The sequence below is a fragment of the Dinoroseobacter sp. S124A genome (assembly GCF_049801015.1).
Lineage (GTDB): Bacteria > Pseudomonadota > Alphaproteobacteria > Rhodobacterales > Rhodobacteraceae > Dinoroseobacter.
This window is the reverse complement of the sequence record NZ_JBNAGD010000002.1, coordinates 197,416-223,288: the sequence shown is the minus strand read 5'-3', so window position 1 is coordinate 223,288 and position 25,873 is coordinate 197,416. Positions and strand designations below refer to the sequence as shown.

Genomic DNA, 25,873 nt, shown 5'->3' with positions numbered 1-25,873 from the left:
GACGCCCCCATGCAATGGGCGCATAGCTTGCCGTGCGATACAAGCATACCTTCGTATACAATTGCAGCAGGGATCAGAGCCAGCGCCGGGTCTGTGCACAATAGGCATCGAAGCGCGCGCCAAAGGCCGCGCGGGCGCGCTCCTCTTCGGCGCGCACGAAGCGCTGGTCAAGAATATAGACCAAGGCCGCCGCCAGAGGCAGGGAAATCCACGCCTCCCAGCGCAGCATCAGCCCGGTCAGGATCAGGACATCGCCCAGGTAGATCGGGTTGCGCGTACGCCGGAAAATCCCCTCAGTCAGCAGGGTGCCCGGGGTCAAATGCGGGACTATCGTTGTGGAATGCTTACGAAATTCCAGCGCGGCCAGCAGGATGAGCAGGATCCCTCCGCCCACCAGAACGCCCCCCAGCAGGTCGGTCACCGCCCCGCCCGGAGGACCAATGGGCAGGAACTCTGCCTGAGCCCAGCCGAGCAGCGCACAGATCAGCAGCCAGAGCGGCGGAATGTCGAGCATCTGGTCCAGAGTGAGGTCGCGAAACGGGTTGCCCATGGCGGTCTCCAACGCGGCGCGGGCCGCTGTTTCCTGGCGAGTTAGACGCGCCCTGCGACACATCTCAAGCGCGAAATTGATGCAGCCCCGGCACAAAGCCCCGTTCGGGCACTGCGTCAAGATGCGCGGCGGTTTTTTGTGCGATTTGCGCAGAGCTCATGGGCCAGCGGGCCCGGATCGGCGAACGACCCGGGCAACCGGACGGGCGAAAGGGGTCACTCCCACTCCATCTCCTCGTAGACCCGGCCCGCATTCTTGGTCGCGAGCTCCTCATAAGTGTCGAGATGGGCATAGGGGGTCTGGTCCACGTAATAGGCCTCGCTCAGATCGCCGCCCTCATCGATATGGGCGCGGATCTGCCCCCGCAGATAGACGAGGTAATCGCGGGTGTAGCGCCGGACCTGCGCCATGTTGGTCGGGTGGCCATGGCCCGGGATCACATAGGTCGCCCCGAGCGGCTCGAAGGCGGTCTCCCAGGTTTCGACCCATTCCGAGGTCACGGTATCGGCAAAGATCGGCGGCATCCGCTCGTGAAAGGCCATGTCGCCCGCGATCACGATCTCCCAGTCCGGCAGCCAGACCTGGATGTCGCCCGGGCTGTGCGCCGGGCCGAGATGCAGGACCTCGATCCGCACATCGCCGAGCTCAATCACCTCGCGCTCCTCAAAGGTCCGGTCGGGGGCGACCAGCCGCGTGCCCTCGGCCCGGTCGCGGTTGTAGCGCTTCATGCCTTCTAGGATCTGCGCACCGTATTCCTCGAACTCATGGGCCGCATCCGCATGGGCGAGGATCTCCACCCCCTGATCGCGCCAATAGGAGTTGCCGAGCATGGCATGCCCCTGCCCGTTCTCGTTGATCACCAGCACCACGGGCTGGTCGGTGATCGTCCGGATCTCGGCATGGAGCGCTTCGGCCAACTGCGCCGAGGCTCCACCATTGACGACGACCACCCCGGCGCCCGTCAGGATGAAGCTGAGATTGTTGTTATGCCCGGCATTCTCATAGGTCGGCGGCGCGGTCGCCCCGATCGCGGACCAGACATGGGGGATCACCTCCACCGGCTTGGAATAGAGCGGGCTCTGCGGGTACTGGTCGGGAATGTCCTCGCTGGCATGGGCCGCAAGGGGCAAGGCGATCGCCGTACAGGCCAAGAGACTGGGCAATTTGGGCATGGTGTTTCCTCCTGCCCAAAACATTCCATTTTATGAATGTAATGTCCAGTCTGTTGCGAGCCCCACTAAGACCGCCATAGTCCAAAAAATCCAGAGCCACTCTGCCATTGGAGATGCAAGAAATGATCGTCAAACGCAGCCTTCTCAAGCTACGACACAGTATGGCATTTGTCGTTCTAATTATCTTGGCGCCATCCCTGTTCTTCGCCTACGGGGCACTCACCGCTGGTGAAGGCTACCTCCTCACCCTGGATGGCATGCTGAACCTAGCGCTTGGCGGGAGCGGGATCCTCTTGGGGATCGCTTTGATGACGCATTGCATCCGCGGATACTTGGATAAATCACCGCTGGTTTCGACGGACGAGGGCGGCATCCGTTTTGTCAAAAGAACACTCCCTCGCATCAAGGAAGAACGCATCCATGTCCCATGGCGTGACGTTGCGGCGATCAAGTCTTTCGATGATCGCGTTGCAAACAGGAGCTTTCACGAAGCCAAACGCGGCAGGAAGGGGTTCAGCGTCGAAACCACCTCCGGGGACAGCCATTTCTTTGGATCCATCGATTTCGATGAGAAGCTGGAAAACGTGACAGTGCCGCTTGTCGAAGAGTTGGAGCGCGCAGGCTTCTCTATCGAGCATATCCCAAGACAGCGCGGGTACGGCGTGGCGGTCAAAGAGTGGCGTGTCGTGGAGAACTCTGACACCGCCCCATAAGACTTGTGGTTTCAACAACTTGCCAAAGCTTCCTAGAGAGCCCGGAGGTCTTGGACACGTCTTGGGGGCACGGATCCGCTTTTGAGGGGTCCGCTAGGCCGAAATCGCCACGGGCACCGGGCGGCGTCCATCGGCCCAGGCGCGGACCGCATCGCCAAAGGCGGTGAAGAGCGGGCGCGAGACCGGGTCCTGATCGGCGTTCCATTCCGGGTGCCACTGCACCGACAGCGTGAAGCCCGGCGCATCGGCGATATAGATCGCCTCCGGCGTGCCATCGGGCGCGTGCCCGTCGATGATCACGCGCGGTCCCGCCTCCATGATGCCTTGGCCATGCAACGTGTTGGTCCGCACCTCGGCAGATCCAAAGACACGCGCGAAGGGACCGTTGGGCGAGACCGAAACGGTCTGGCGGATCTCGAACTTTTCTTCCAGCGTCCCGTCGGGGGGCATGCGGTGGTTCTCGCGCCCCGGGATCTCGCGGATCTCCGGGTGGAGGGTTCCGCCCATGGCGACATTGACCTCCTGAAACCCGCGACAGATGCCGAGGAACGGCTGCCCCCGTTCCACACAGGCCCGCACGAGCGGCAAGGTGATCCGGTCCCGAGCGCGGTCGAAATCGCCGTGTTTTTCCGTGGGGATATGTCCGTACTCTTCGGGATGCACATTGGCGCGGGCCCCGGTCAGGACGAAGCCGTCACACACTTCCAGCAACTCTTCGACCTGGACGAGTTCGGGGTCGGAGGGGACGATGAAGGGGATCGCGCCCGCCACATGGCTAATGGCGCAAGAGTTCATCGATCCGCCGGCATGGACCGGGTATTGATCGTTGATCAGGTATGAATTGCCGATAATCCCTACGACCGGGCGCGCCATGATACATCCTGTGAAACTGTGGTACAGCGCTGGATATATGGCATTTCCCGGATCGGGTCGAGAGACAGGGGCGCACAGGGCCGCACAGCCCATGTGCGTCTCTGTGCGCCCTGCTCAAGTCGCTGCGCGTCGTGGCACCGCTCAGGCGTCGGCAAAGAACCCGGCGGCCTCGATGGCGGCGGTGGCCGCGGCGGCATCGTTCTCCGAGGTATCGCCTGTCACGCCTACGGCCCCGATCACGGCGCCCTTGCGGTCGCGCACCAGAACGCCGCCGGGCACCGGCACGACCTTGCCTTCGAAGGCACCGTTCATCGCGGCCATGAAATAGGCCTGGCTCTCGGCGCGGGCCATCTGTGCCGAGCCGGGCAGACCCAGCATCACCGCGCCATAGGCCTTGCCCCGCGCGATCTCGAACCGGCCCGGGCTGGCCCCATCCTCGCGCTCGAAGGCAATCGGATGGCCGCCTGCGTCCAGTACGATGACTGTGAGGGGCTTGAGCTCCATCTCCTTACCCTTGGCGAGGGTGGCCTTGATGATGGAGCGGGCTTTGCGAATGGAAATCATGATACGTCCTGATGGTAAGGCGGGCGCGACGCGCATCGCCGGAGACTGGGAAAAAGGGAGGCGTCCGCGCCGTCAGGGCCCGAACGCTGTGCGGGGCGGGTCCGCGGCGGGCGCATGGGCTCGCCGCCCCCGATCCTACGCGCTGAGGCTGGCGGGCTGGGCGGTCTGCGCCTTGAGCTCGAGCCGCCGGGCATGGAGCACCGGCTCGGTATAGCCCGAGGGCTGCACCCGGCCCTCGAAGACCAGATCGCAGGCCGCCGCAAAGGCCACCCCGTCAAAGCCGGGCGCCATGGGCTGATAGCTGGGATCCGATGCGTTCTGCGCATCCACCACGGCGGCCATCTTGCGCATGCCCTCCATGACCTGATCCCGCGACACCACCCCGTGATGCAGCCAGTTGGCCAGCGCCTGAGAGCTGATCCGGCAGGTCGCGCGGTCCTCCATCAGGCCGACGTCATGGATGTCCGGCACCTTGGAACATCCGACCCCCTGATCAACCCAGCGCACCACATAGCCGAGAATGCCCTGGGCATTGTTCTCGATCTCGGCGGTGATTTCCTCGGCGCTGAGATTGCGCCCATCGAGCAGCGGAATGGTCAGCAGGTCAGACAAGCGCCCCCGGGCACCGCCTGCGGCAATCTCGTCCTGCCGGGCGAAAACATCGACCTTGTGGTAATGGGTGGCATGCAGCGTCGCCGCCGTGGGTGACGGCACCCAGGCACAATTGGCCCCAGCCTGCGGATGGCCGATCTTGGCCTCCAGCATGCCCGCCATCAGGTCTGGCATGGCCCACATGCCCTTGCCGATCTGCGCCTTGCCCTGCAAACCGCAGGCCAGCCCGATATCCACATTGCGATCCTCATAGGACGCGATCCAGGCCGTGCCCTTCATATCGCCCTTGGGCAGGAAGGGCCCCGCCTCCATGGAGGTGTGGATCTCGTCGCCCGTCCGGTCGAGAAAGCCGGTATTGATGAAGGCGACCCGGGCCTTGGCCGCATGGATGCAGGCCTTGAGATTGGCCGAGGTCCGACGCTCTTCATCCATGATGCCGATTTTGACCGTGTTGCGCGGCAGGCCCAGCGCGGTCTCCACCCGGGTGAAAATCGTGTCGGTGAAGGCGACCTCTTCGGGGCCATGCATCTTGGGCTTGACCACATAGACCGAGCCATGGACCGAGTTGCCCCCGTCCCGCGCCAGATCATGTATGGCGATAAGCGTCGTGACCATGGCATCCATCAGGCCTTCGCCCACCTCGGCGCCGTCGCGATCAAGGATCGCGGGGTTGGTCATCAAATGCCCGACATTGCGGATCAGCATGAGCGCGCGCCCCTTGAGCACCAGAGGATCGCCATTCGGCGCGCTCGCCGTGACGTCCTCGGCCAGGGCACGGGTGAAGGTCTTGCCTCCCTTGGACACCTCCTCGGCCAGATCGCCCTTCATCAGGCCCAGCCAATTGCCATAGGCCTGCACCTTGTCGGCGCTGTCCACCGCTGCCACGCTGTCCTCGCAATCCATGATCGCCGAGACCGCCGCCTCGAGCAGCACATCCGAAATCCCTGCCGGGTCCGCAGCGCCGATCGGGCTGGTGGGGTCGATCATCACCCGCAGATGCAGCCCGTTCTTGCGCAGCAGCACCGAGGTCACATCCCCTGCCGGGCCGGTGGTATAGCCCACGAACTGGTCCGGATCGACGAGCGGGCGCAGATCGCCGGCGACAAGCTCCAGCGCGCCATCGGCCACATCCACGCGGGTCACATCCGCCCAGGACACGCCCGCGAGCGGGGCGGCCGCGTCCAGATGCTGGCGCGCCCAGGCCATCACACGGGCGCCGCGCTCGGGGTCATAGCCCTTGCCGCTCGGGCCGTCGCCCATGGCGTCGGTGCCGTAAAGCGCATCATAGAGCGACCCCCAACGGGCATTGGCCGCATTCAGGGCGTAGCGTGCATTGGTGATCGGCACCACGAGCTGCGGGCCGGGGATGGTCGCGATCTCGGGATCGACATTGGCGGTCTCGACAGAGAAATCCGCAGGCTCGGGGACAAGGTAGCCGATCTCCTGCAGGAAGGCCGTGTAGGCCTCCGCATCATGGGGCGCGCCGCGATGGGCCACATGCCAGGCATCGATCTGGGCCTGCAGCTCCGCCCGCTTGGCCAGAAGCGCGCGATTGGTCGGCCCTTCGTCATGGACCAGCGACGAGAACCCTGTCCAGAAGGCCTCTGCCGCGACACCGGTCCCCGGGAGCGCTTGCGTCTCGATAAACTGCGCCAGATCGGCGGCCACCCGGAGCCCTTGGCGATCAACCCGTTCCATGTCCTACGTCCTCCTTTGGCCCGCCAGTCCCCAAGACCCGGGCCCTGTGCCCCATTGTATGCGTTCGTACACGAACTAGGGAAGAAGTTTCCGATAGGCAACAAGACTTCGTAAAATCGGTTCGAAAAAACGACCAAAGCGGGCCATTTCTTGCGGTTGCGCAATTTTATGACGTTCGGGCTTCGTCTTTGTCGGAAGTTAGGGCGCGCGGGCTCCGGCGACAGCGGTCCGAGCAGTATTTCACCGCCTCCCAATCCCGCGCCCATTTCTTGCGCCAGTTGAATGGCAGACCGCAGGCCGCACAGGTCTTGCTGGGCAGGTCGGTTTTCTTGCGCATCCGCCCCATCAGAGATCGAAACTCAACTGATCCGGGGCGGGTTTTGCGCCGCGTGTCCGCGTCGCCGTGGCGCGCCTCGCCTTGCGAGGCGCGCGGTCGTCCACAAACCGCCCCTGGGGATCCTTGCGGCTGGCGTGTTTCTCGACCACATGCGCGGCCTCGGCGCGGAATTCCGCGCCTGTGCGGATCGCCCAGACCTTCTGGCGTGCCTCGGCGGCGGCCGCCTTGGGATCGACGATGGGCGCGGGGTAGTGACGGTCGAGGATCTGCCCGGCCCCGTCCCAGCGCCAGGGCTCCTGCAGGTAGCGATCCGGCACGCGCGCCAGCTCCGGCAGCCAGCGTCGGGTGAATACCCCCGCCGGGTCGTTGTCATGACCTTGCTTGACGGGATTGTAGATCCGCACCGTATTCATCCCCGTCGTGCCCGATTGCATCTGCACCTGCGGCCAGTGGATCCCCGGCTCGAAATCCGTGAAGTACCGCCCGAGGATCACCCCAGACGCTCGCCAGTCGAGCCAGAGGTGATAGGAGGCCACCGCCACCAGCATCGCCCGCGCCCGGAAGTTCAGCCAGCCCGTGGCGATCAACGACCGCATGCAGGCATCCACAAAGGGCAGCCCGGTCTCCCCCCGCGCCCAGGCCCCGAGCCGCGTTGCGTCGGGCTGGGCCGGACGGAGCCCTTCATATGCGCTGTGCAGGCAGCGATGCTCGAGGCTGGGCTGATCCTCCAGCTTCTGCATGAAGTGATCGCGCCAGGCGAGACGGGCCTCGAAGCTCTTCATGGCACCGATCCAACCGTCCCGGGTGCCCTTGGCTTCGACCTTGCGGGCCTTGGCGGCCTGGGTCGCCTCGCGGCCCGACAGGGTGCCCAGCGCCAGATGGGGGCTGAGACGCGAGCAGGCCGAGGCCCCGTCCAGTGGGTTGGCCATGGCCGCGCGATAAGTCTGGCCCCGCTCGGTCAGAAACCCGCCGAGCAGCGACAGCGCCGCGTCCCGTCCGCCCAGCTGCCGCCCGGGGCATGGATCCGCCGCCAGACCGAGATCCGCGGCCTCTGGCAGCCCGCTGCCCATGGCCCCGTCCTCTGCCACCCCGCGCAGCGCGGGCACGGGCTGTTGCGGCGTGGCCATGCGTTGATCGCGCTGGCGCGCCCAGCCATCGCGCCCGGCCAGGCGGCGGACCACGCCCGATTGCGGCAGCTCGTCCCACCGCACCCCTTGCGCCCGGGCCCATGCGGCAACGGCCCGATCCCGGGCAAAGGTCCAGCTGTTCCCGGTCTCCTCATGGCTGATCATCCGGGTGATGCCATGGGTGACGCGCAAGGTCTCGAAAACGGCGACCGCCTGCCCGGTCTCGATGCGCAGGGGTGCGCCCAGCCGGGCAAGGGCGACCGCCAGGCTCGCCACGCTCTCGCGCGTGAAGGCCCATTGCCGGGCGGATGTATCGGGCTCGGCCCAGTACTCCGGCTCGACCACATAGACGGGCAGGACCGGACGAAGGGCGGCCGCCGCGCAGAGGGCCGGATGATCCTCGACGCGCAGGTCACGCTTGAACCAGACAAGAACAGGAGAAAGAGCGGTCATGCCTGTCGAACTAGCGTGCGCGCCCGTCGGTCAAGACAGCCTGCGGGCGCGATGTCCCGACCAAAGTCCAGAGTGCGTAACGAGCAGCCCGTTTCCCTATCCGCGAGCGCAGCCGATCTGTCGCCATTTGATGCAGCGATCCTCCCACCGTGCAGATCGAACGGAGCATGATCGACCGCAATCCGTTCTTGCCCTCAACCGCAGGTGACCCGACAACGGGCCTGACCGCCACGGGAACGGCCCCCCGGAACGACAGCTTTAATGCCGCCGCTACAGCGATCCCCCTGCCCGCCACACTCCCTCGGCGTTCGGCGACTTGGCGGCCTTGCGGGACGGTGGCGCCGAGACGGATGGCACGGGGCGCGCGCACGAGCGTTCAGGGCCACTGGCCATTCCCGAAAAACTGTCGCAAATTGCAAAGACGCCCATCAGCAGGAGCCCGCAATGCGCGACGCCGCCCCCCAGACAATCCGTCTTGCCGACTACACCCCCTATCCGTTTCGCATCGACCATGTGGCGCTGGAATTCCGCCTCGCCCCGGTGGCGACGCGGGTCATCGCAACGCTCAAGATCACGCCACTCTCCTCCGGGGCGGATATGCGGCTCGATGGGGAAGACCTACGCCTGATCCGGGCGACCGTGGATGGCCGCTGGCTCGACCTGACGCCGGATGCGACCGGGCTGACGGTTCCGGCCGCCGAGCTGCCGGACGGCCCGTTCACATGGGAATGCGAGGTGCAGATCACACCGGCGGAAAACACCGCGCTCGAGGGGCTCTACATGTCGAAAGGCATGTATTGCACTCAGTGTGAGGCCGAAGGCTTCCGCAAGATCACCTTCTATCCGGACCGCCCGGATGTGATGGCCCCGTTCGATGTCCGCATTCTGGGCAACGAGGATGGCAGCACGCCGGTGCTCCTGTCCAATGGCAACCCGGATGGCCATGGCCGCTGGACCGATCCCTGGCCCAAGCCCGCCTATCTCTTTGCGCTGGTGGCGGGCCAGCTCGTCGCCGTGGAGGACAGCTTCACCACGGCCTCGGGCCGCGAGGTCGCGCTGAAAATCTGGGTCCGTCCGGGGGATGAGGGTAAATGCGCCTATGCCATGGATGCGCTGAAACGCTCCATGCGCTGGGACGAGACGGAATATGGCCGCGAATACGATCTCGACATCTTTCAGATCGTCGCCGTGGACGATTTCAACATGGGCGCGATGGAGAACAAGGGCCTCAATATCTTCAACTCGAAATACGTGCTCGCCTCGCCCGAAACGGCGACCGATCGCGACTACGAGCTGATCGAGGGGATCATTGCCCATGAGTATTTCCACAACTGGACCGGCAACCGCATCACCTGCCGCGACTGGTTCCAGCTCTGCCTCAAGGAGGGGCTGACCGTCTTCCGCGACCAGCAATTCTCGGGCGACATGCGTTCCCACGCGGTCAAGCGGATCGACGATGTGCTGATGCTGCGCGCGCGCCAGTTCCGCGAGGATGCGGGACCGCTTGCGCACCCGGTGCGGCCCGAGGAATACATCGAGATCAACAACTTCTACACCGCAACGGTCTACGAAAAGGGCGCTGAGGTGATCGGAATGCTGCGCACCCTGATCGGGCCCGAGGCTTATCGGAAGGGCTGTGACCTCTATTTCGAGCGGCACGATGGCGAGGCCTGCACGATCGAGGACTGGATCGCCGTCTTCGAAGAGGCCACGGGCGAGGATCTCGCACAGTTCCGGCTCTGGTATGCGCAGGCCGGCACACCGACGCTCGACGTGGCAGAGGCCTGGTCGGACGGGACCTACACGCTCACCCTGCGCCAGGACCTGCCCGAGACACCGGGCCAGAGCGACAAGTCCCCCCAGGTGATCCCTGTGACCACCGGGCTTCTGGGCCGCGACGGGGCAGAGCTTGTGCCCTCCCAAACGCTGGTGCTGCGCGAACAGACACAATCCTTCCGGTTCGAGGGCCTGCCCGAACGCCCGGTGCCCTCGCTGCTGCGCGGGTTCTCGGCTCCGGTGCGGCTGCGTCACGGGATCAGCCGCGCGGATCGGCTGCTGCTGCTGGCGCACGACACAGACCCCTTCAACCGGTGGGAGGCCGGGCGCAGTCTGGCCAAGGACACGCTGATCACCATGATCACCGAAACCACCGCCCCGGCGGAGGCGTTTCTCGACGCGGTCATGACCGTGGCGCAGGATCCGAGCCTCGATCCGGCCTTCCGGGCCTTGGCGCTCGCGCTCCCCTCGGAGGATGATCTGGCCCAGACCCTCCATTCGGGCGGGGTGACGCCGGATCCCGATGCGATCTATGCGGCGCGCAAGTCCCTGACCCGGGCCATCGCGACCCATGGCGCCGAGGCCTTTGGCCAGCTCTATGACGCCATGGCCGTTCCGGGCCCCTACACCCCCGATGCCAAGGCTGCGGGCCAGCGTGCCCTGCGCGGCACAGCGCTGCGTCTGCTGTCCGAGATCGATGAGGGTGCGCGGGCCAAGGCGCAGTTCCTCGGGGCCGACAACATGACCGAACAGCTTTCGGCCTTCTCTGCACTGCTGAGCATCGGCAAGGGCACCAACGCGGTCAGCACCTTCTATGAACAATGGTCCGGCGACCGTCTGGTCATGGATAAATGGTTCGCGCTGCAAATCTCGCTCGCGGCGCCTGACAAGGCCGTGCGCGCCTGCAAGGCCCTGACCGCGCACCCGGATTTCGACTGGAAGAACCCCAACCGCTTCCGCAGCACACTCGGGGCGCTGGCCATGAACACCGCAGGCTTTCACACGGCGTCGGGCGAGGGCTACGAGCTTCTGGCCGACTGGCTGATCCGGCTCGACCCGCTCAACCCCCAAACCGCCGCGCGGATGTCGAGTGCCTTTGACAGCTGGACCCGCTATGACGAGAAGCGCCAGCGCCTGATCAAGATCGAGCTGGAACGGATCGCTGCAACCCCGGGCCTGTCACGGGATGTCACCGAAATGGTCGGGCGCATCCTCGCCGCCTGACCTCGCATAACCCAACGGAGCCCTCCCTTGCCTCATCTCCTCATCACCGGCGCCAGCGCGGGCATCGGCGCCGCCTGCGCCCGGCTGTCCGCGCGCCCGGGCCTGCACCTGTCGCTGCACTACCGCTCCGATGCCGATGGCGCGGCCGCCGTCGCGGCCGATTGCGCGGCGTCCGGGGCCACCAGCTCGCTCCATGCCGCGGATCTGGGCGATTCCGACCAGATCCCGGGGCTCTTTGCCGAGATCGACGCGGTGGGCGCGCCGCTCACCGGCCTGATCAACAATGCCGGGATCGTGGATGTGCCTGCCCGGGTCGACGAGATGAGCGCAGATCGCGTGACCCGCATGTTCGCCGTCAACACCGTGGGCGCGATCCTCGTGGCCGGGCAGGCCGTGCGCCGCATGTCCACCCGCCATGGCGGGTCGGGCGGTGCCATCGTCAACGTCTCTTCCGCTGCGGCCCGTCTGGGGTCACCGAACCAATATGCCGATTACGCCGCATCCAAAGGCGCCATCGACACCTTCACCAAGGGCCTCGCGCTCGAGGTCGCGGGCGAGGGCATCCGCGTCAATGCCGTGCGACCGGGCATCATCACCACCGAGATCCACGCCAAGGGCGGTCTGCCCGACCGCGCCGCCGATCTGGCCCATACCGTGCCCCTTGCACGCCCCGGCAGCGCCGAAGAAGTGGCCCGCGCCATCCTGCACCTGCTCTCGGATGAGGCCAGCTACACGACCGGCGCCCTGCTCGATGTCGCAGGCGGGCGCTGATCTGACTTAAGTCTGGAAATATCCCGGGGAGAGCGCGAGAGGGGCTGGCCCCTCTCGCCCCGGGCGACGCGCGCAGCGCGGCGCAAAACCTCCCGAGCCAAGCCCACGCCCCCCCACAGATCGATCAGCTCTCGTAGCGGGTGTTGCCACGCCGGTTGGTGTCCAGCGGCAGATCCATATGCAGCGGCTGATGCGCCCGCTGCGAGCAGCTCTGGCGCGGGCACATCTGACAATTGATCCCGATCTTGCCGAAAAGCTTGGTGTCGCTCAGCCGATAGGGCGCGGCATAGCCGATCCGCTCCGCATGGCTCAGCTCGCATCCCAGCGCCACCGCCAGTCGGCGCTCCTGGGTGTCGCGGCTGAACACCGGGCGATCCGTGGTCCGGCTGATGGTGAAGAACTGCTCCCCATCGGGCAGTTCCACGAATTGCGGCAGGATCACACCGGGCGAGGTGAAGGTGTTGTGGATGTTCCACACCGGACAGGCCCCGCCATACTCCGCCAAGTGAAACGACGTGGAGTTGAATCGCTTCGTAACATTTCCCGCCTTGTCGATCCGCATGAAGAAAAACGGCACCCCTTTGGCCCCGTCCCGCTGCAAGGTGGTGAGCCGGTGACAGACCTGCTCGAAGGCCACGGAAAACGCCGCCGCGATCCGGTCCACATCATACCGCGTGCGCTCCGCCAGCTCGAGGATCGGCTCATAGGGCATCAGCAGAGCGGCCGCGAAATAGTTTGCCAACTCCACCCGACAGCGCGCCAGACCAGACTTCTCCGAGAGCCCCGCCCCCGCCGTCAGGCTGTCGAAAATCTCGGGGAATTCCACGAGACCCAGCACATGGGCGAGCTGGAAAATCCGGTTGGGATGATCGAGCGCCTCTGACAGGCGCAGGCGCCTGGCCGCCTCGTCATAGACCCGCAGGCTGTCGGGCATGTCGTGGATCCGCTCCAGCGTGACGGTGATCCCATGCTGGCGGCTGAGCCGGTCCTTGAGGTCGGAATAGATGTCATCCGGCCCGCCGGGCATAGCTGCACGCACGGCCTCGGCGGCGCATTCGAGCTCGTCGAAGTGATTGCGATGATTGCGAAAAAAGTCGTGGATGATGGTCTCGGGCGAGGTCGCCACCAGATCGGGCAGCCCCCCGTCAGAGCCAATGCGCATCACCTTCTCCAGCGTCGCGCGATGGGACTGGTGAAGCTGCAGGAACCGCGCCACCAGCTTGGGCGCATGATCCAGCGCCGCGCGCAGTTCCGTCAGGTCCGGAGCCGCATCGTCAAACACCGGGTCCTGCATGGCATGGCGCAGATCCGTCAGCTGGGTGGCCGCGTCATCCTTGACCAGATCGCGCCAATCCACGTTGTAGGTCTCGGTCAGCGCCATGAGCATCTGTACCGAGAGCGAGCGCTGGTTGTTCTCCAGAAGGTTGACATAGGCCGCGGAGACACCGAGGGCCTGGGCCATCTCTGCCTGCGTCTGCTTGCGCTCGCGCCGCAGCGCCCGCAGCCGGGGGCCCACAAGGGTCTTGCGCATGCCAAACCTTACAACATTACAAGTTTCGTCTCTGTTGCTCAGACATATAACACGCCAACCCGAAATCCAGTGAAATCTGCGGAACGCCGCTCCATGTTGCACCTCACGCCCAGCACGGGGCGCGGCCCGAAAGGGTCGCTCAAAGGTCATCAGGGAGGACACCATATGACACTCAACTTTACCCGCCGCGCCGCAATGGCCGTCGCCGCCGCCGCCGCGACATCCCTCGCCGCCCCCGCCATGGCCGACGACGACTGGAAGCCCAACAAGCCGATCGAGATGGTGATCATGGCCGGTCAGGGCGGCGGTGCGGACCGTCTCGCGCGTCTGTTCCAGTCGATCATCCAGAAAGAAAACCTGGCCTCCATGCCCGTGCTGCCCGTGAACAAAGGCGGCGGTTCCGGCGCTGAGGCGCTGCGCTACCTGAAGGACAAGCCGGGCGACGCCCATGTCATCATGGCCACCCTGAACAGCTACTATACCACCCCGATCCGCACGGATATCGGCGTGGATATCGCCGAGTACACCCCGCTGGCGCGCATGGCGCTCGACACCTTCGTGCTCTGGGTCAATGCCGATAGCGACATCCAGACGCTCGACGATTATGTGGCCGCGGTGAAGGACGCTGGCGGCACCTGGAAGATGGGCGGCACCGGCACCGGGCAGGAAGACAGCCTCGTGACCGCGATGCTCGAGAAAGAGTTCGGCATCAAGCACACCTATGTGCCCTTCAAAGGGGGCGGCACCGTGGCCAAGAACCTGGTCGGTGGCCATATCGATGCGACCGTGAACAACCCGTCCGAGCAGATGGGTTTCTGGAAAGCAGGCAAGGTCCGCCCGATCGCCGCCTTCACGCCCGAGCGTCTGGCTGTCTTCCCCGACGTGCCCACCGCGACCGAGCTTGGCCATGACATCGTCTACTGGATGCAGCGCTCCTTCGTCGGTCCCAAGGACATGCCCGCCGAGGCCGTGGCCTATTACACCGCCATGTTCGAGGGCCTTGCCCAGACCGAGGAATGGCAGACCTACACCGAGGAGAAGGCTCTGATGTCGGACTTCCTCACCGGGGATGAATTGCAGGCCTATTTCCTCGAGGAGCGCGAGAAGCACGCCGCGATCCTGAAGGAAATGGCAGGTGAAACCGGCTCGTAAGATCCCCTACGCCGGACAGAGCGCGGGCGGCCCCGGAAGGCGGCCCGCGCTTGCATATAAGAACAAGCATTCACAAGGGGTTGGGGCATGCTGAAAGCCGAAAGCCTGATCGCGATGGCCCTGATGGGTCTGTCGGGATATTTCATGATCCACGCATTGGTGCTGCCCATTGGCTGGGTCGAGTATGAAGGCCCGGGAGGCGGCGCATTTCCGTTCTGGCTCTCCGGTATCATGCTGCTGACATCGGCCGCGATCCTGTTGCGATCCTTGCGCAGCGAGGCGCCCGAAGAGCCCTTTTTCGACCCCGAAACGCGCCGGGCGGTTCTGGCCGTGTCGATCTCCCTTGTGGTGACGATCGCGCTCTTGCCGGTCGTCGGCGCCTATGTGGCGATCCCGCTCTTCATGATCTGGTATCTGCGGATCTATGGCGGCCATGGCTGGAAGCTCACGGCGATCCTGACTCTCTCCGTGCCCGTGTTTCTCTTCTTCTTTTTCGAAGTGACCCTGAAAATCCTGCTGCCCAAGGGCGTGACAGAACCGTTGTTCCTGCCGCTCTACGCCGCGTTTTTCTAAAGGACCCCGGACATGGATATCTTTGCTCTGCTGGCCGAAGGGTTCGCAACATCCCTGAGCCCGCTCAACCTGTTCATCGTCATCATCGGCGTGACCGTGGGCCTGTTCATTGGCGCAATGCCCGGATTGGGATCGGTCAACGGGGTGGCAATCGTGCTGCCCCTGACCTTTGTCGTGCCCCCCGCCTCGGCGATCATTCTGCTCTGCGCCATCTACTACGGCGCGATGTATGGCGGCGCGGTCAGCTCGATCCTGCTGGGCATTCCCGGCGCCTCGACCGCGGTCGCGACCACCTTTGATGGCCGACCCATGGCGCAAAAGGGCGAGGCTGGCCTCGCGCTCATCGCGGCGGCTGTCGCGTCTTTTGTGGGCGGGACGATCTCGGTCATCCTCTTCACCGCTTTCGCGATCCCGCTTGCGGATCTCGCCCTCGCCTTCGGACCAGCTGAGGAATTCGCGCTTGTCCTTCTGGCCTTCACGACCTTTGTGGGTCTGGGCGGCGACGATGCACTCAAGACCATCGTGATGATCTGTCTCGGCCTCGTGCTGAGCACGGTTGGTCTGGACCTGATCTCAGGGCAACCGCGGCTGATTTTCGGGGATATGCCGGGCTTCTATTCCGGGATCTCCTTCCTGGTGCTGGCCATCGGGGTCTACGGGATCGGCGAGATCCTCTACACGATCGAGACATCGAAATCCTCGCCTACGGTCACCGCAGCCAAGATCACCTTTTCCGAACTGCGCGCCGGGATGCGCCGGATGAACCAGCTGTGGAAAACCATGTCCATGGGCTCGTTCCTCGGCTTCTTCGTCGGGATGCTGCCAGCCGCAGGGGCCACACCGGCCGCGTTGATGGCGTATGGCATCGCGCGCACGACCTCCAAGAAATCCGAGAATTTCGGCAAGGGCGAGATTGAGGGCGTCGCCGCCCCGGAAACCGCCAATAACGCCGCCTCGACCGGATCCCTCTTGCCGATGCTGACCCTGGGCATCCCGGGCTCGCCGACCACGGCCCTCTTGCTGGGCGGCATGGTGATGTGGGGCCTGGTGCCCGGCCCGATGCTGTTCATCGAGCAGCCGGACTTCGTCTGGGGCATGATCAGCTCGCTTTACACGGCCAATGTGGCGGCGGTGCTGATCAACCTCGCGCTGATCCCGCTCTTTGTCTGGGCGCTGCGGATGCCCTTCACCGTGCTCTGCTCGGTGGTCATCGTGCTGTGCATCGTGGGCGGTTTCGCCCCGAGCCAGAAGATCCACGATGTCTGGCTGATCGCGGCCTTCGGCATTGCGGGCTATGTCCTGCGCAAGGCGGATTACCCGCTCGCGCCGCTGGTGCTGGCCCTCGTGCTCGGCCCGCTGATGGAGAAAAGCTTCCGTCAGACGCTGGTGATGGAGCAAGGCAATGTGTTTGCATTTGTCGAGCGCCCGCTGTCGGCTACATTCATGGTTCTGGCGCTGGTTTTCTTCCTGCTTCCCCTGCTGAAGTATGTGAAAAAGCCCGGCAAGAAGCAGGTCCCGGCGGAGTAACGCCGGGGCGGACCCTGGGGCCCACGGGAGCGGGCCCCGCAGACCCGTCGCGCGTATGAGGACCGGAGCAACCGCCGGCACGCGCGACCGAGACGAAGAAGAAAGACGAGGGGACTTTTCATGGCACAGACGGTTTCTGAGCTGATCGCAACCCATGCGGAGGATGCGCCCGCCATTGGCGCACCCGAGCGGGACTGGCTGAGCTATGGCGGGCTGCGCGCCCAGAGCGCCGCGACGCGCGATGCGCTGCATGCGGCGGGCGTGGGACGGGGCGACCGGGTGGCCATCGTGCTGCCCAACGGGCCCGAGATGGCCTCGGCCTTTGTCACCATCGCGCAGACCGCGACCACGGCCCCGCTGAACCCGGGCTACCGGCAGGAAGAATACGAGTTCTACCTGAGCGATCTGAGCGCCAAGGCGATTGTTCTGGCCGAGGGCTATGACGGCCCCGCCCTGGCTGCCGCGCGGAGCTCGAACCTGACGGTGATCCGTCTGGCCTTTGACGCGGCTGAGCCCGCGGGCACCTTCACGCTGACCCCCGAGGGCAGCGCCGGAACCGCCGAGACCGCTGCGCCGACCCCGGATGATGTGGCCCTGATCCTGCACACCTCGGGCACGACCTCGCGCCCCAAGATCGTGCCGCTCCTGCAGTCGAACGTGGCGGCGTCGGCGGCCAATATCCGAACCTCGCTGGAGCTGACCCCGGCGGATCGCTGCATGAATGTCATGCCGCTCTTCCATATCCACGGGCTGATCGCGGCCGTGTCGGCCTCGCTCGAGGCCGGGGCGTCGATCTGGTGCACGCCGGGCTTCAACGCGCTCGCCTTTTTCGGTCAGCTCGAGACCTGCAAACCCAGCTGGTACACCGCCGTGCCAACCATGCATCAGGCGATCCTGAGCCGCGCGGGCCGCAATGCCGAGATCATCGCCGGGGCCAATCTGCGCTTCCTGCGCTCGTCCTCGGCCTCCCTGCCGCCGCCCGTGATGGCCGAGCTGCAAAAGACATTCGGCGCGCCGGTGATTGAGGGCTACGGCATGACCGAGGCCACGCACCAGATGTGTTCCAACCCGCTGGGCTTTGACACGCAGAAGGCCGGCTCGGTCGGCGTGCCCGCCGGGCCGCTCGTGCGCATCGCCCACGAGAGCGACGATGTGCTGATCGACAATGGTACGATTGGCGAGGTCGTGATTTCGGGGCCCAATGTGACCCCGGGCTACGAGGGCAACCCGGACGCCAATGCCAAGAGCTTTTTCGAGGCCGAGGGCGCGCGCTGGTTCCGGACCGGCGATCAGGGCGCGTTTGACGCCGAGGGCTATCTGTCCCTGACCGGGCGCCTGAAAGAGATCATCAACCGCGGCGGCGAGAAGGTCTCTCCGTTGGAGGTGGACGCGATCCTGCTGGATCATGCAGAGATCGCGCAGGTCGTCACCTTCGCCCTGCCCCATCCCAAGCTCGGCGAAGAGGTTGCCGCCGCCGTGGTGCTGACCGACGGGTCCGAGATGACCGAGCGCGATATTCGCGACTTTGCCGCCTCGCGTCTTGCGGATTTCAAGGTGCCGCGCAAGGTCGTGCTGCTCGAGGAACTGCCCAAGGGCGCCACGGGCAAAATCCAGCGGATCGGCATGGCGGAGAAGCTCGGCCTCGTGGAGCAGGCCGCCTGACCCGCGCCTGATCCGACCCTGTTGCCGGTGGCCGCTGCGGGACGCCTCCGGCGGGAGTATTTTGGGAACAATGAAGAAGAGCGCGCGCGACCGGGCGGGCGTGGGAGACTTCCATGAAAATCTGTGTGTTCGGCGCCGGGGCCATCGGCGGCTATATGGGCGTGAAACTGGCACAAGCGGGCGCGGATGTGAGCCTCGTGGCGCGCGGGCCCCATCTGGCGGCGATGCAGGCGAACGGGCTGACCCTGATCGAAGAGGGCGACCAGCGCAGCACGGTGTCGGTCACCGCCTCGGACAATCCCGAGGATCTGGGCCCGCAGGACTATGTGATCGTCACGCTGAAGGCGCATTCGGTGCCGCCGGTCGTGCCGAAGATGCAGCCCCTGATCGGGCCCGAGACCACGATCGTGTCCGGCGTGAACGGCGTGCCCTGGTGGTATTTCCACAAGATCGGCACGGATCTGGAGGGGACGCGGCTGGCCTCGGTAGATCCGGGGAACGCACAATGGGACGGGTTCGGCCCGGACCGGGTGCTGGGCTGCGTGGTCTACCCGGCGGCCGAGGTGATCGAGCCCGGTGTGATCAACCATATCGAGGGCAACCGCTTCTCGCTGGGGGAGCCATCGGGCGAACGCTCGGATCGGGCGATGGCGCTGTCCAAGGCGCTGTCCTCGGCTGGGTTGAAGGCGCCCGTGCGCCCGCGGATCCGCGACGAGATCTGGGTGAAGCTCTGGGGGAACCTGTCGTTCAACCCGATCTCGGCCCTGACCCATGCGACGCTGGATGTGCTCTGCACCGATCCGGGCACGCGGGCCGTGGCCAAGGGCATGATGCTCGAGGCGCAGGAGATCGCCGAAAAGCTGGGCGTGAAATTCCCGATCGATGTGGAAAAGCGTATCGATGGCGGGGCCGCCGTGGGCGCGCACCGGACCTCCATGTGGCAGGATCTCGATCAGGGCCGTCCGATGGAGATCGACGCGCTGGTGAGCTCGGTGCAAGAGCTCGGCCGTCTGACGGAAACGCCGACGCCCACCATCGACACGGTGCTGGCCCTTGTTGCCCTGCGCGGCAAGACCGCCGGGCTCTACTAGGCACGAAAAAGGGCGCGCTGACCGCGCGCCCTCAGGGGCCTGCATTCCGTGAGTGGGCTCAGGCGTCGGCCGTCTCGGCGACCTTGTCCTTGAAGCTGGCAAAGAATTTCGCCGAAAGCTTTTTCGCGGTTGCCGCCACGAGCCGGGAGCCGAGCTGCGCAAGCTTGCCGCCGATCTCGGCCTTGGCTGTATAGCTCAAGAGCGTTGCCGCGCCGCGATCCTCCAGCACCACATCCGCGCCGCCCTTGGCAAAGCCCGCCGCCCCGCCGGAGCCCTCGCCCACCAGCGAGAACCGCTCCGGCGCACCGCTTGGATCGAGGGTGACATGGCCGGTGAAGCGCGCCTTGACCGGCCCGATCTTGAGCACGACCTTCGCCTCGAGCTCGGTCTCGGAATGCTGGATCAGCTCTTCGCAGCCGGGAATGCAGTCGCGGAGGATCTCCGGGTCGTTCAGGGCGGCGTAGACCGCCGCGCGCGGTGCGGGGATCTCGATCTCATCGGTCAGGTTCAGGGACATGGCGTCCTCCTCTCAGCAACAGGGAAACTTGATGCGGCTCAGGACATCGGCCTGGGCCTTGGTGGGCTTGAGCCGGGCGACCAGCCGCAGGAACAGGGCCCTCATGCGCCCGCCTCCCGCTGGGGGCTGCGGCGGGCGGCGACGATCTCGGCGAGGATCGACAGGGCGATCTCCTCGGGGGTGATCGCCTTGATGTCGAGCCCGGCGGGTGCCTTGACCTGATCGAGCAGCGCGGGGGCGAGACCGTCAGCCTCGAGCCGGGCGCGCAGGGTCGCGAATTTCCGGCGGCTGCCGACAAAGGCGATATAGCTGCCCCCGGCGGCCAGGGCCGCACGCAGGGCCGCTTCATCGCCCTTGCCTTGCGTGGCAATCACGAGAAAGCGGGCCGCATCCGCGCCCGTATCAAAGGCATAGCTGTCAGCGAGGCGCACGCCCTCGGGCGCCTCCTCGGCCGACAGGCCCGGCGCGGCAAGCGCCAGATCGAAATCGAACCCGGCCCCAAGCCGGGCCAGCGCACGCGCCACGGGACCCGCCCCGCAGATCTGCAGGACCGGGCGCGGCAGGACCGGCTCGACGAACACATCCATCGAGCCCTTGGAAGGGCAGCCATTGCGGGCAAACCGGACGCCCGCGCGCTCTTCGCCGGGGGCGACGCCCTCAGCCTCGAGGATCTCTTCGGGGCGCAGTGACAGAAACCGCGTCTCACCATCAGCCACGGCCTCGCGCGCAGCGCGCCCGATGGCCCCGCGGATGCAGCCGCCGCCGACCCAACCCGCCAGTATCTCGCCCTCGGCCGAGACCAGCGCCTTGGCCCCGGGCTTGGCGGAGGTCGCCTCGAGCGTGCGGACCACCGTGGCCACCGCAAAGGCGCGGCCCTCGGCCCGCAGACCGGCCATTTCGCGTTCCAGAGCGTCCATCACAGCCCTCCCAGTTCTGTTTCAAGCGCGGCCAGATCCGCAAGGGTCGCCGCCGGGGCAAAGAGATCGAGATGCGGCAGGGCCGCCGCCATCGCCCCCGAGACCGGCGCGTAATCCCGCCATGATTTCAGGGGGTTCAGCCAGACGATCTTGCAGCCCCGGCGTTTCAGACGCGCCAGCGCCGCGCCGGTCTGGCCGGTTTCGCCCGTGTCGTAGCCATCGGACAGGATCAGCACGACCGTCCGGTTATCCACGAAACGGCGCGCATAGGTGCTGGCATAGGTGTCGAGCGCCGCGCCGATCCGCGAGCCACCCCCGAACCCGTCGGCCAGCAGGCTGAGCCGGTTCAGGGCGCGGATCGGATCCTCGTCGCGCAGCGCGCCGGTGATCCGCACCAGACGGGTGTGAAAGAGATAGGCATCCGAGGCGGGATCGGCCCGCATCAGCCCCGCGAGAAAGGCCAGAAAGACCCGGGCATAGACCGTCATCGAGCCCGACACGTCGCAGAGTGCTGCGATCTTTACCGGGCGCTCCGGGCGGCGGCGGCGCGCAAGGCGCAGGGGCTCGCCGCCCGTGGCCAGGGACCGCCGGATCGTGCGGCGAAAGTCGATGCCGGGGCCGCGCGTGGCGGCCTTGCGACGCCGCGACCGGCGATCACGCAGCGCCTTGCCCAAACGTTCGGCCACGCGCTCAGCCGCGCGGATATCCGCAGCCGACACCACGTCGCGCAGATCCTTTTTCATCAGGTTCTGGACCTGCGAGGCGATGAGCTTGCCTGCGCCGTCCGTCTCTGCGTCGCCTGCGCCGTCCTCAGGGCTCTCGGCCCGTCCGCGTCCGCCCTGCGGGCCATCCGCGATCTCGGAAGAGCTGTTTTGCGGCGTGGGCGCCTTGGGGCTCGGCACGGATTTTTCCCGAACGCGCCCGCCATTGAGCCAATAGGCATCAAAAAGCCCGTCAAACTGCGCCACCTCGGCCTGCGACCCGGCACAGACCGCGCGCAGGGCGGCCCGGGCCGTGGCCGGGCGCGTGGCATCCACGCAGGCCAGCGCCTCGAGCCCCAGCTCGGTCGCGCCGACGCCCAGCGTCATGCCGTGGCTGCGCAGATGGGCCATGAACCCGGCCATGCGCGCCGCCGGGCCGGCATCGCGGGCGGCAAAGCGGGTGACGCGGCTCATGCCGCCTTGCCCGCCAACCGCTGGGCGACCTCGAGAGGCAGTGCATCCCGGTCGGTCCGGGTCTTGAGCAGGGTCGCCAGCGTCGCGCCCAGCACCTGCGGATCATCGTTCAGATCCGCGATCCCGAGCCCCGACAGCGCCGCGGCGAAGTCGAGCATCTCGGCGATGCCCGGCTTCTTTTCCAGATCCTCGCGCCGCACCGATTGCACGAAGCCGACGATCTGCGCCGCCAGATGATCGGCGATCTCGGGACAGCGCGCGACCAGGATCGCAAGCTCCGTCTCGCGGCTGGGATAGTTCACATAGGCGTAGACGCAGCGCCGCCGAAGCGCATCACTCAGATCCCGCGTGCCGTTGGCGGTCAGGACAACCGTGGGTCGCGTGACGGCCTTCAGGGTGCCAAGCTCGGGGACGGTGATCTGGTATTCCGACAGGATCTCCAGCAGGTAGGCCTCGAACTCCTCATCCGCCCGGTCGATCTCGTCGATCAGCAGGACCGGCGCCTTATCCTGCCGGATCGCGGCCAGAAGCGGACGTTCGAGCAGGAACTCCTCGGAGAACACGCGCGCCTCGGCGGCGCGGGCCCCCTCCCCGTCCTCGGCGGCCGCCCGGATCGCCAGCAACTGGCGCTGGTAGTTCCACTCATAGATCGCGTGGGCCGCATCCAGCCCCTCGTAGCATTGCAGGCGGATCAGGCGCGTGTCCTGCACCGCGGCCAGCACGCGCGCGACCTCGGTCTTGCCGACACCCGCCGCCCCCTCCAGCAGGAGGGGCCGCCCGAGACGCCCGGCGATATGCAGGGCCATGGCGAGATCGTCCGAGGCCACATAGCCCGTCTCCCCCATGGCCCTTTGCAAGTCGGTCCAATGTGTCATGTCATATCCGAAGGTCCGCGAGGGTCCGGCGCCTTGCACACCGTCCCCCGCGTCCCCTCGCTCCTCAGCCGTGGAGGCCGAGATCGTTGGCGGTCTTCCAGATCCGCCAATGGTCATGGGGCATGTGGCTCTGCCGGAGCCCAAAGGCCCGGAAGGCATCATGCACCGCGTTCGAGAAGGCCGGCACACCCCCGACATTCGGGCTCTCGCCCACGCCCTTGGCCCCGATCGGGTGATGCGGGCTGGGGGTTTCGGTGAAGTCGGTGGTGTAGTTCGGCGTCTCCCACGCGGTCGGGATGAAGAAGTCCATCAGCGTCCCGGTCTTGCAGTTGCCGATATCGTCATAGGCAATCTCTTGGCCCATGGCGATGGCGAGCGCCTCGGTCAGGCCGCCGTGGACCTGCCCCTCGATGACCATCGGGTTGATCCGGGTGCCGCAATCATCCAGCGCATAGAACTGCCGGATCTCATGCTCGCCGGTGTCCACGTCGATCTCCATGACGCAGATATAGGCCCCGAACGGATAGGTCATGTTGGGCGGGTCATAGTAGCTAACCGCTTCCAGCCCCGGCTCCACGCCCGGGATGGGCTGATTATAGGCGGCATAAGCGATCTCCTGGATCGTCTTGAACCGCTCCGGCGCGCCTTTGACCACAAAGCGGTCCACGTCCCATTCCACGTCGTTGTCGTGGACCTCCAACAGGTAGGCCGCGATCATCTGCGCCTTGGCGCGGATCTTGCGCCCGGCCAGCGCCGTGGCCGCCCCGGCGACCGGGGTCGAGCGCGAGCCATAGGTGCCCAGCCCGTAGGGGGCGGTATCGGTGTCGCCCTCTTCGATGGTGATGCTGTCTGCGGGCAAACCGGTCTCGGTGGCGAGGATCTGCGCAAAGGTCGTCGCATGCCCCTGCCCTTGGCTGATCGTGCCCAGCCGTGCGACCGCGGACCCCGTGGGGTGAATGCGGATCTCGCAACTGTCGAACATCCCCATCCCGAGGATGTCGCAGTTCTTCACCGGCCCCGCCCCGACGATCTCGGTGAAATGGGTCAGGCCAATGCCCAAGAGCTTGCGGGTCTCGCCGCGCTTGAACGCCTCGACCCGCTCGGCCTGTTCCTTGCGCAGGCCGTCGTAATCGACCGCTGCAAGCGCCTTGTCCCAAGCGGTATGGTAGTCGCCACTGTCGAACTCCCAGCCGAGCGCCGATTGATAGGGGAACTGATCGGCCTTGATGAAGTTGATCCGGCGCAACTCTGCCGCATCCATACCCAGCTCCATCGCCAGCACTTCGATCATCCGCTCGATGAAGTACGCGGCCTCCGTCACCCGGAAGGAGCAGCGATAGGCGACCCCCCCCGGGGCCTTGTTTGTATAGACCCCGTCCACACCCACATAGGCGACCGGAATGTCATAGGACCCGGTGCAAATATGGAAGAACCCGGCGGGGAACTTGGTGGGGTCGGCGCAGGCATCGAACGCACCATGGTCGGCGGTCACATGGCAATGGAGCCCGGTGATCTTGCCCTCTTTCGTGGCGGAGATCTTGCCCTTCATCCAGTAGTCCCGGGCGAAGGCCGTGGCCATCAGGTTGTCCATCCGGTCCTCGATGAACTTCACCGGCTTGCCGGTCACGATAGAGGCCACGATGGAGCAGACATAGCCCGGATAGACCCCCACCTTGTTGCCGAAGCCGCCACCGATATCCGGCGAGATGACGCGGATATTGTGCTCTTCGATCCCGGACAGCAGGCTGGCGACCGTGCGGACCACATGGGGCGCCTGGAACGTGCCCCAGAGGGTCAGCTTGCCATTGACCTTGTCCATGCTGGCCACGGACCCGCAGGTTTCCAGCGGGCATGGATGCGTGCGGTGGTAATAGACCATCTCCTCGACCGCGACCTCGGCACTGTCGATCACCTGCTCGGTGGCGGTCTTGTCGCCCTCTTCCCAGAGGAAGATATGGTTGTGGTGACGACGGGGCCCATGGGCGCCATCGGCCCCCGGCTCCAGATCCTCGCGCAGGACCACATCCGATTGCAGCGCCTCGAACGGGTCCACGAGGACCGGCAGTTCCTCATACTCGACCTCAACCAGTTCCACCGCATCGGCGGCGATATAGCGGTCCTCGGCGACGACAAAGGCGACCTCTTGGCCCTGGAACAGGACCTTGCCATCGGCCAGCACCATCTGCTTGTCACCCGCCAGCGTCGGCATCCAGTGCAGGGACAGCGGCTCCAGATCCTTGGCGGTCAGCACAGCGACCACGCCGGGCAGCGCCATGGCCGCGTCGGTATTGATCGAGACCACCCGCGCATGGGCATAAGGCGAGCGCACGAAGTCGCCATGCAACATGCCGGGCAGTTTCACGTCATCGACATAGTTGCCCTTGCCCTGGGTGAACCGCGCATCCTCGACCCGCTTGCGTGAGGACCCGAGCCCCTTGAGCTTCTCGACCCGCTCCTCGCGGGTGGGAGGTGTCATGTCATTCATTCTGCGGCCTCCTTCGCGGCGTTCATCTCGGACGCGGCGGCCAGGATGGATTTGACGATGTTCTGATACCCGGTGCAGCGGCACAGGTTCCCGGCCATGCCGAAACGGACCTCCGCCTCGGTGGGGTTCGGGTTCTCCTGCAGCAGGCGGTGCGCGCGGGTGATCATGCCCGGCGTGCAGTAACCGCATTGCAGCCCGTGATGCTCCTTGAACATCCGCTGCAACACGTGGAGGTCATCTGGATCGCCCAGCCCCTCCACCGTGGTGATGTCGGCCCCGTTGGCCTGGGCCGCGAACACGGTGCAGGCCTTGACGGACTTGCCGTCCATCTCGACCGTGCAGGCCCCGCAATGGGAGGTCTCGCAGCCCACATGGGGGCCGGTGATGTTGAGCCGCTCGCGCAGCACGTAGATCAGCAACTCGCGCGGCTCGGCCAGCATTTCCTCGGCTTTGCCGTTCACGGTCATCTTGATGTGCATCTTGTCAGACATGTCTGTC

The 25,873-nt window shown here is 65.8% G+C and carries 22 protein-coding genes; 8 read left to right on the top strand and 14 right to left on the bottom strand.

What is annotated here, in order from left to right; all coding sequences use genetic code 11:
• Window positions 1–73 precede the first annotated feature (73 nt).
• Both ACP15I_RS05975 and ACP15I_RS05970 read right to left on the bottom strand, forming a co-directional pair.
• A complete protein-coding gene (locus ACP15I_RS05975) occupies window positions 74–550 on the bottom strand; it encodes a methyltransferase family protein (RefSeq protein WP_424974342.1) in 477 nt (158 codons plus the stop codon).
• A gap of 215 nt (window positions 551–765) precedes the next feature.
• Window positions 766–1,722, bottom strand: coding sequence for an MBL fold metallo-hydrolase (locus tag ACP15I_RS05970; RefSeq protein WP_424974341.1), 957 nt, complete (start codon window positions 1,720–1,722; stop codon window positions 766–768).
• A gap of 122 nt (window positions 1,723–1,844) precedes the next feature.
• Here ACP15I_RS05970 and ACP15I_RS05965 point away from each other — a divergent pair, with 122 nt between their 5' ends.
• Complete coding sequence (locus tag ACP15I_RS05965) at window positions 1,845–2,435, top strand: hypothetical protein (protein WP_424974340.1); 591 nt, start codon at window positions 1,845–1,847, stop codon at window positions 2,433–2,435.
• A 93-nt stretch (window positions 2,436–2,528) separates the two neighbouring features.
• Here ACP15I_RS05965 and ACP15I_RS05960 read toward each other — a convergent pair whose 3' ends face one another.
• From ACP15I_RS05960 to ACP15I_RS05940, 5 genes are all read right to left on the bottom strand, one after another.
• Window positions 2,529–3,308, bottom strand: a complete 780-nt coding sequence (locus tag ACP15I_RS05960; RefSeq protein ID WP_424974339.1) for a gamma-glutamyl-gamma-aminobutyrate hydrolase family protein — start codon at window positions 3,306–3,308, stop codon at window positions 2,529–2,531.
• Between the two features lie 141 nt (window positions 3,309–3,449).
• Entirely contained in the window at window positions 3,450–3,872 is a 423-nt protein-coding gene (locus ACP15I_RS05955; protein ID WP_424967799.1) for a GlcG/HbpS family heme-binding protein, read from the bottom strand.
• 135 nt (window positions 3,873–4,007) lie between these two features.
• Window positions 4,008–6,182 (bottom strand): malate synthase G, encoded by a 2,175-nt coding sequence (locus tag ACP15I_RS05950; RefSeq protein WP_424974338.1) that lies wholly within the window; start codon window positions 6,180–6,182, stop codon window positions 4,008–4,010.
• A 166-nt stretch (window positions 6,183–6,348) separates the two neighbouring features.
• Window positions 6,349–6,519, bottom strand: coding sequence for a DUF2256 domain-containing protein (locus ACP15I_RS05945; RefSeq protein ID WP_424974337.1), 171 nt, complete (start codon window positions 6,517–6,519; stop codon window positions 6,349–6,351).
• Between the two features lie 8 nt (window positions 6,520–6,527).
• Window positions 6,528–8,099, bottom strand: coding sequence for an FAD-binding domain-containing protein (locus ACP15I_RS05940; protein ID WP_424974336.1), 1,572 nt, complete (start codon window positions 8,097–8,099; stop codon window positions 6,528–6,530).
• A gap of 444 nt (window positions 8,100–8,543) precedes the next feature.
• Between ACP15I_RS05940 and pepN the strand changes: the two genes are divergently transcribed.
• Both pepN and ACP15I_RS05930 read left to right on the top strand, forming a co-directional pair.
• Window positions 8,544–11,099 carry an aminopeptidase N gene (gene pepN, locus ACP15I_RS05935; protein WP_424974334.1) on the top strand — a complete coding sequence of 852 codons (2,556 nt, stop codon included), beginning with the start codon at window positions 8,544–8,546 and terminating at the stop codon, window positions 11,097–11,099.
• 27 nt (window positions 11,100–11,126) lie between these two features.
• A complete protein-coding gene (locus ACP15I_RS05930) occupies window positions 11,127–11,870 on the top strand; it encodes an SDR family oxidoreductase (RefSeq protein WP_424974333.1) in 744 nt (247 codons plus the stop codon).
• Between the two features lie 124 nt (window positions 11,871–11,994).
• Here the strand turns inward: ACP15I_RS05930 and ACP15I_RS05925 are convergent, their stop codons facing one another.
• Complete coding sequence (locus ACP15I_RS05925) at window positions 11,995–13,401, bottom strand: helix-turn-helix domain-containing protein (RefSeq protein WP_424974332.1); 1,407 nt, start codon at window positions 13,399–13,401, stop codon at window positions 11,995–11,997.
• Between the two features lie 165 nt (window positions 13,402–13,566).
• Here ACP15I_RS05925 and ACP15I_RS05920 point away from each other — a divergent pair, with 165 nt between their 5' ends.
• From ACP15I_RS05920 to ACP15I_RS05900, 5 genes are all read left to right on the top strand, one after another.
• Window positions 13,567–14,553 (top strand): tripartite tricarboxylate transporter substrate binding protein, encoded by a 987-nt coding sequence (locus ACP15I_RS05920; protein ID WP_424967791.1) that lies wholly within the window; start codon window positions 13,567–13,569, stop codon window positions 14,551–14,553.
• 87 nt (window positions 14,554–14,640) lie between these two features.
• Entirely contained in the window at window positions 14,641–15,126 is a 486-nt protein-coding gene (locus tag ACP15I_RS05915; RefSeq protein ID WP_424967789.1) for a tripartite tricarboxylate transporter TctB family protein, read from the top strand.
• A 12-nt stretch (window positions 15,127–15,138) separates the two neighbouring features.
• Window positions 15,139–16,653, top strand: a complete 1,515-nt coding sequence (locus tag ACP15I_RS05910; RefSeq protein ID WP_424967788.1) for a tripartite tricarboxylate transporter permease — start codon at window positions 15,139–15,141, stop codon at window positions 16,651–16,653.
• A 120-nt stretch (window positions 16,654–16,773) separates the two neighbouring features.
• Window positions 16,774–18,315, top strand: coding sequence for an acyl--CoA ligase (locus ACP15I_RS05905; protein ID WP_424974331.1), 1,542 nt, complete (start codon window positions 16,774–16,776; stop codon window positions 18,313–18,315).
• A gap of 113 nt (window positions 18,316–18,428) precedes the next feature.
• The gene (locus tag ACP15I_RS05900) at window positions 18,429–19,406 is read left to right on the top strand and encodes a 2-dehydropantoate 2-reductase (protein ID WP_424967786.1); all 978 of its coding nucleotides are present in this window, start codon (window positions 18,429–18,431) and stop codon (window positions 19,404–19,406) included.
• Window positions 19,407–19,464: 58 nt separating this feature from the next.
• Here the strand turns inward: ACP15I_RS05900 and ACP15I_RS05895 are convergent, their stop codons facing one another.
• The 6 genes from ACP15I_RS05895 to ACP15I_RS05870 all read right to left on the bottom strand — a co-directional run bounded on the left by ACP15I_RS05895 (window position 19,465) and on the right by ACP15I_RS05870 (window position 25,866).
• Entirely contained in the window at window positions 19,465–19,917 is a 453-nt protein-coding gene (locus tag ACP15I_RS05895; protein WP_424974618.1) for an SRPBCC family protein, read from the bottom strand.
• Window positions 19,918–20,024: 107 nt separating this feature from the next.
• Window positions 20,025–20,840, bottom strand: coding sequence for an XdhC family protein (locus ACP15I_RS05890; protein ID WP_424974330.1), 816 nt, complete (start codon window positions 20,838–20,840; stop codon window positions 20,025–20,027).
• Window positions 20,840–22,015, bottom strand: coding sequence for a vWA domain-containing protein (locus ACP15I_RS05885; RefSeq protein WP_424974328.1), 1,176 nt, complete (start codon window positions 22,013–22,015; stop codon window positions 20,840–20,842). Before ACP15I_RS05885 ends, ACP15I_RS05890 begins: the two co-directional genes overlap by 1 nt.
• Window positions 22,012–22,890, bottom strand: coding sequence for an AAA family ATPase (locus ACP15I_RS05880; RefSeq protein ID WP_424974327.1), 879 nt, complete (start codon window positions 22,888–22,890; stop codon window positions 22,012–22,014). The genes ACP15I_RS05885 and ACP15I_RS05880 overlap by 4 nt, the downstream gene beginning before the upstream one ends.
• Window positions 22,891–22,954: 64 nt before the next feature.
• Window positions 22,955–25,375, bottom strand: a complete 2,421-nt coding sequence (locus ACP15I_RS05875; RefSeq protein ID WP_424974326.1) for an aerobic carbon-monoxide dehydrogenase large subunit — start codon at window positions 25,373–25,375, stop codon at window positions 22,955–22,957.
• Window positions 25,372–25,866, bottom strand: coding sequence for a (2Fe-2S)-binding protein (locus ACP15I_RS05870; RefSeq protein ID WP_424967780.1), 495 nt, complete (start codon window positions 25,864–25,866; stop codon window positions 25,372–25,374). Before ACP15I_RS05870 ends, ACP15I_RS05875 begins: the two co-directional genes overlap by 4 nt.
• Window positions 25,867–25,873: the final 7 nt, after the last annotated feature.

What these genes read in the sequence shown, in the direction of transcription:
- ACP15I_RS05955 (WP_424967799.1), bottom strand. Translation starts at nt 3,872, where the DNA reads ATGATTTCCATTCGCAAAGCCCGCTCCATCATCAAGGCCACCCTCGCC.
- ACP15I_RS05925 (WP_424974332.1), bottom strand. Translation starts at nt 13,401, where the DNA reads ATGCGCAAGACCCTTGTGGGCCCCCGGCTGCGGGCGCTGCGGCGCGAG.
- ACP15I_RS05960 (WP_424974339.1), bottom strand. Translation starts at nt 3,308, where the DNA reads ATGGCGCGCCCGGTCGTAGGGATTATCGGCAATTCATACCTGATCAAC.
- pepN (WP_424974334.1), top strand. Translation starts at nt 8,544, where the DNA reads ATGCGCGACGCCGCCCCCCAGACAATCCGTCTTGCCGACTACACCCCC.
- ACP15I_RS05870 (WP_424967780.1), bottom strand. Translation starts at nt 25,866, where the DNA reads ATGTCTGACAAGATGCACATCAAGATGACCGTGAACGGCAAAGCCGAG.
- ACP15I_RS05970 (WP_424974341.1), bottom strand. Translation starts at nt 1,722, where the DNA reads ATGCCCAAATTGCCCAGTCTCTTGGCCTGTACGGCGATCGCCTTGCCC.
- ACP15I_RS05915 (WP_424967789.1), top strand. Translation starts at nt 14,641, where the DNA reads ATGCTGAAAGCCGAAAGCCTGATCGCGATGGCCCTGATGGGTCTGTCG.
- ACP15I_RS05885 (WP_424974328.1), bottom strand. Translation starts at nt 22,015, where the DNA reads ATGAGCCGCGTCACCCGCTTTGCCGCCCGCGATGCCGGCCCGGCGGCG.
- ACP15I_RS05965 (WP_424974340.1), top strand. Translation starts at nt 1,845, where the DNA reads ATGATCGTCAAACGCAGCCTTCTCAAGCTACGACACAGTATGGCATTT.
- ACP15I_RS05950 (WP_424974338.1), bottom strand. Translation starts at nt 6,182, where the DNA reads ATGGAACGGGTTGATCGCCAAGGGCTCCGGGTGGCCGCCGATCTGGCG.
- ACP15I_RS05975 (WP_424974342.1), bottom strand. Translation starts at nt 550, where the DNA reads ATGGGCAACCCGTTTCGCGACCTCACTCTGGACCAGATGCTCGACATT.
- ACP15I_RS05940 (WP_424974336.1), bottom strand. Translation starts at nt 8,099, where the DNA reads ATGACCGCTCTTTCTCCTGTTCTTGTCTGGTTCAAGCGTGACCTGCGC.
- ACP15I_RS05910 (WP_424967788.1), top strand. Translation starts at nt 15,139, where the DNA reads ATGGATATCTTTGCTCTGCTGGCCGAAGGGTTCGCAACATCCCTGAGC.
- ACP15I_RS05875 (WP_424974326.1), bottom strand. Translation starts at nt 25,375, where the DNA reads ATGAATGACATGACACCTCCCACCCGCGAGGAGCGGGTCGAGAAGCTC.
- ACP15I_RS05920 (WP_424967791.1), top strand. Translation starts at nt 13,567, where the DNA reads ATGACACTCAACTTTACCCGCCGCGCCGCAATGGCCGTCGCCGCCGCC.
- ACP15I_RS05905 (WP_424974331.1), top strand. Translation starts at nt 16,774, where the DNA reads ATGGCACAGACGGTTTCTGAGCTGATCGCAACCCATGCGGAGGATGCG.
- ACP15I_RS05890 (WP_424974330.1), bottom strand. Translation starts at nt 20,840, where the DNA reads ATGGACGCTCTGGAACGCGAAATGGCCGGTCTGCGGGCCGAGGGCCGC.
- ACP15I_RS05880 (WP_424974327.1), bottom strand. Translation starts at nt 22,890, where the DNA reads ATGACACATTGGACCGACTTGCAAAGGGCCATGGGGGAGACGGGCTAT.
- ACP15I_RS05945 (WP_424974337.1), bottom strand. Translation starts at nt 6,519, where the DNA reads ATGCGCAAGAAAACCGACCTGCCCAGCAAGACCTGTGCGGCCTGCGGT.
- ACP15I_RS05900 (WP_424967786.1), top strand. Translation starts at nt 18,429, where the DNA reads ATGAAAATCTGTGTGTTCGGCGCCGGGGCCATCGGCGGCTATATGGGC.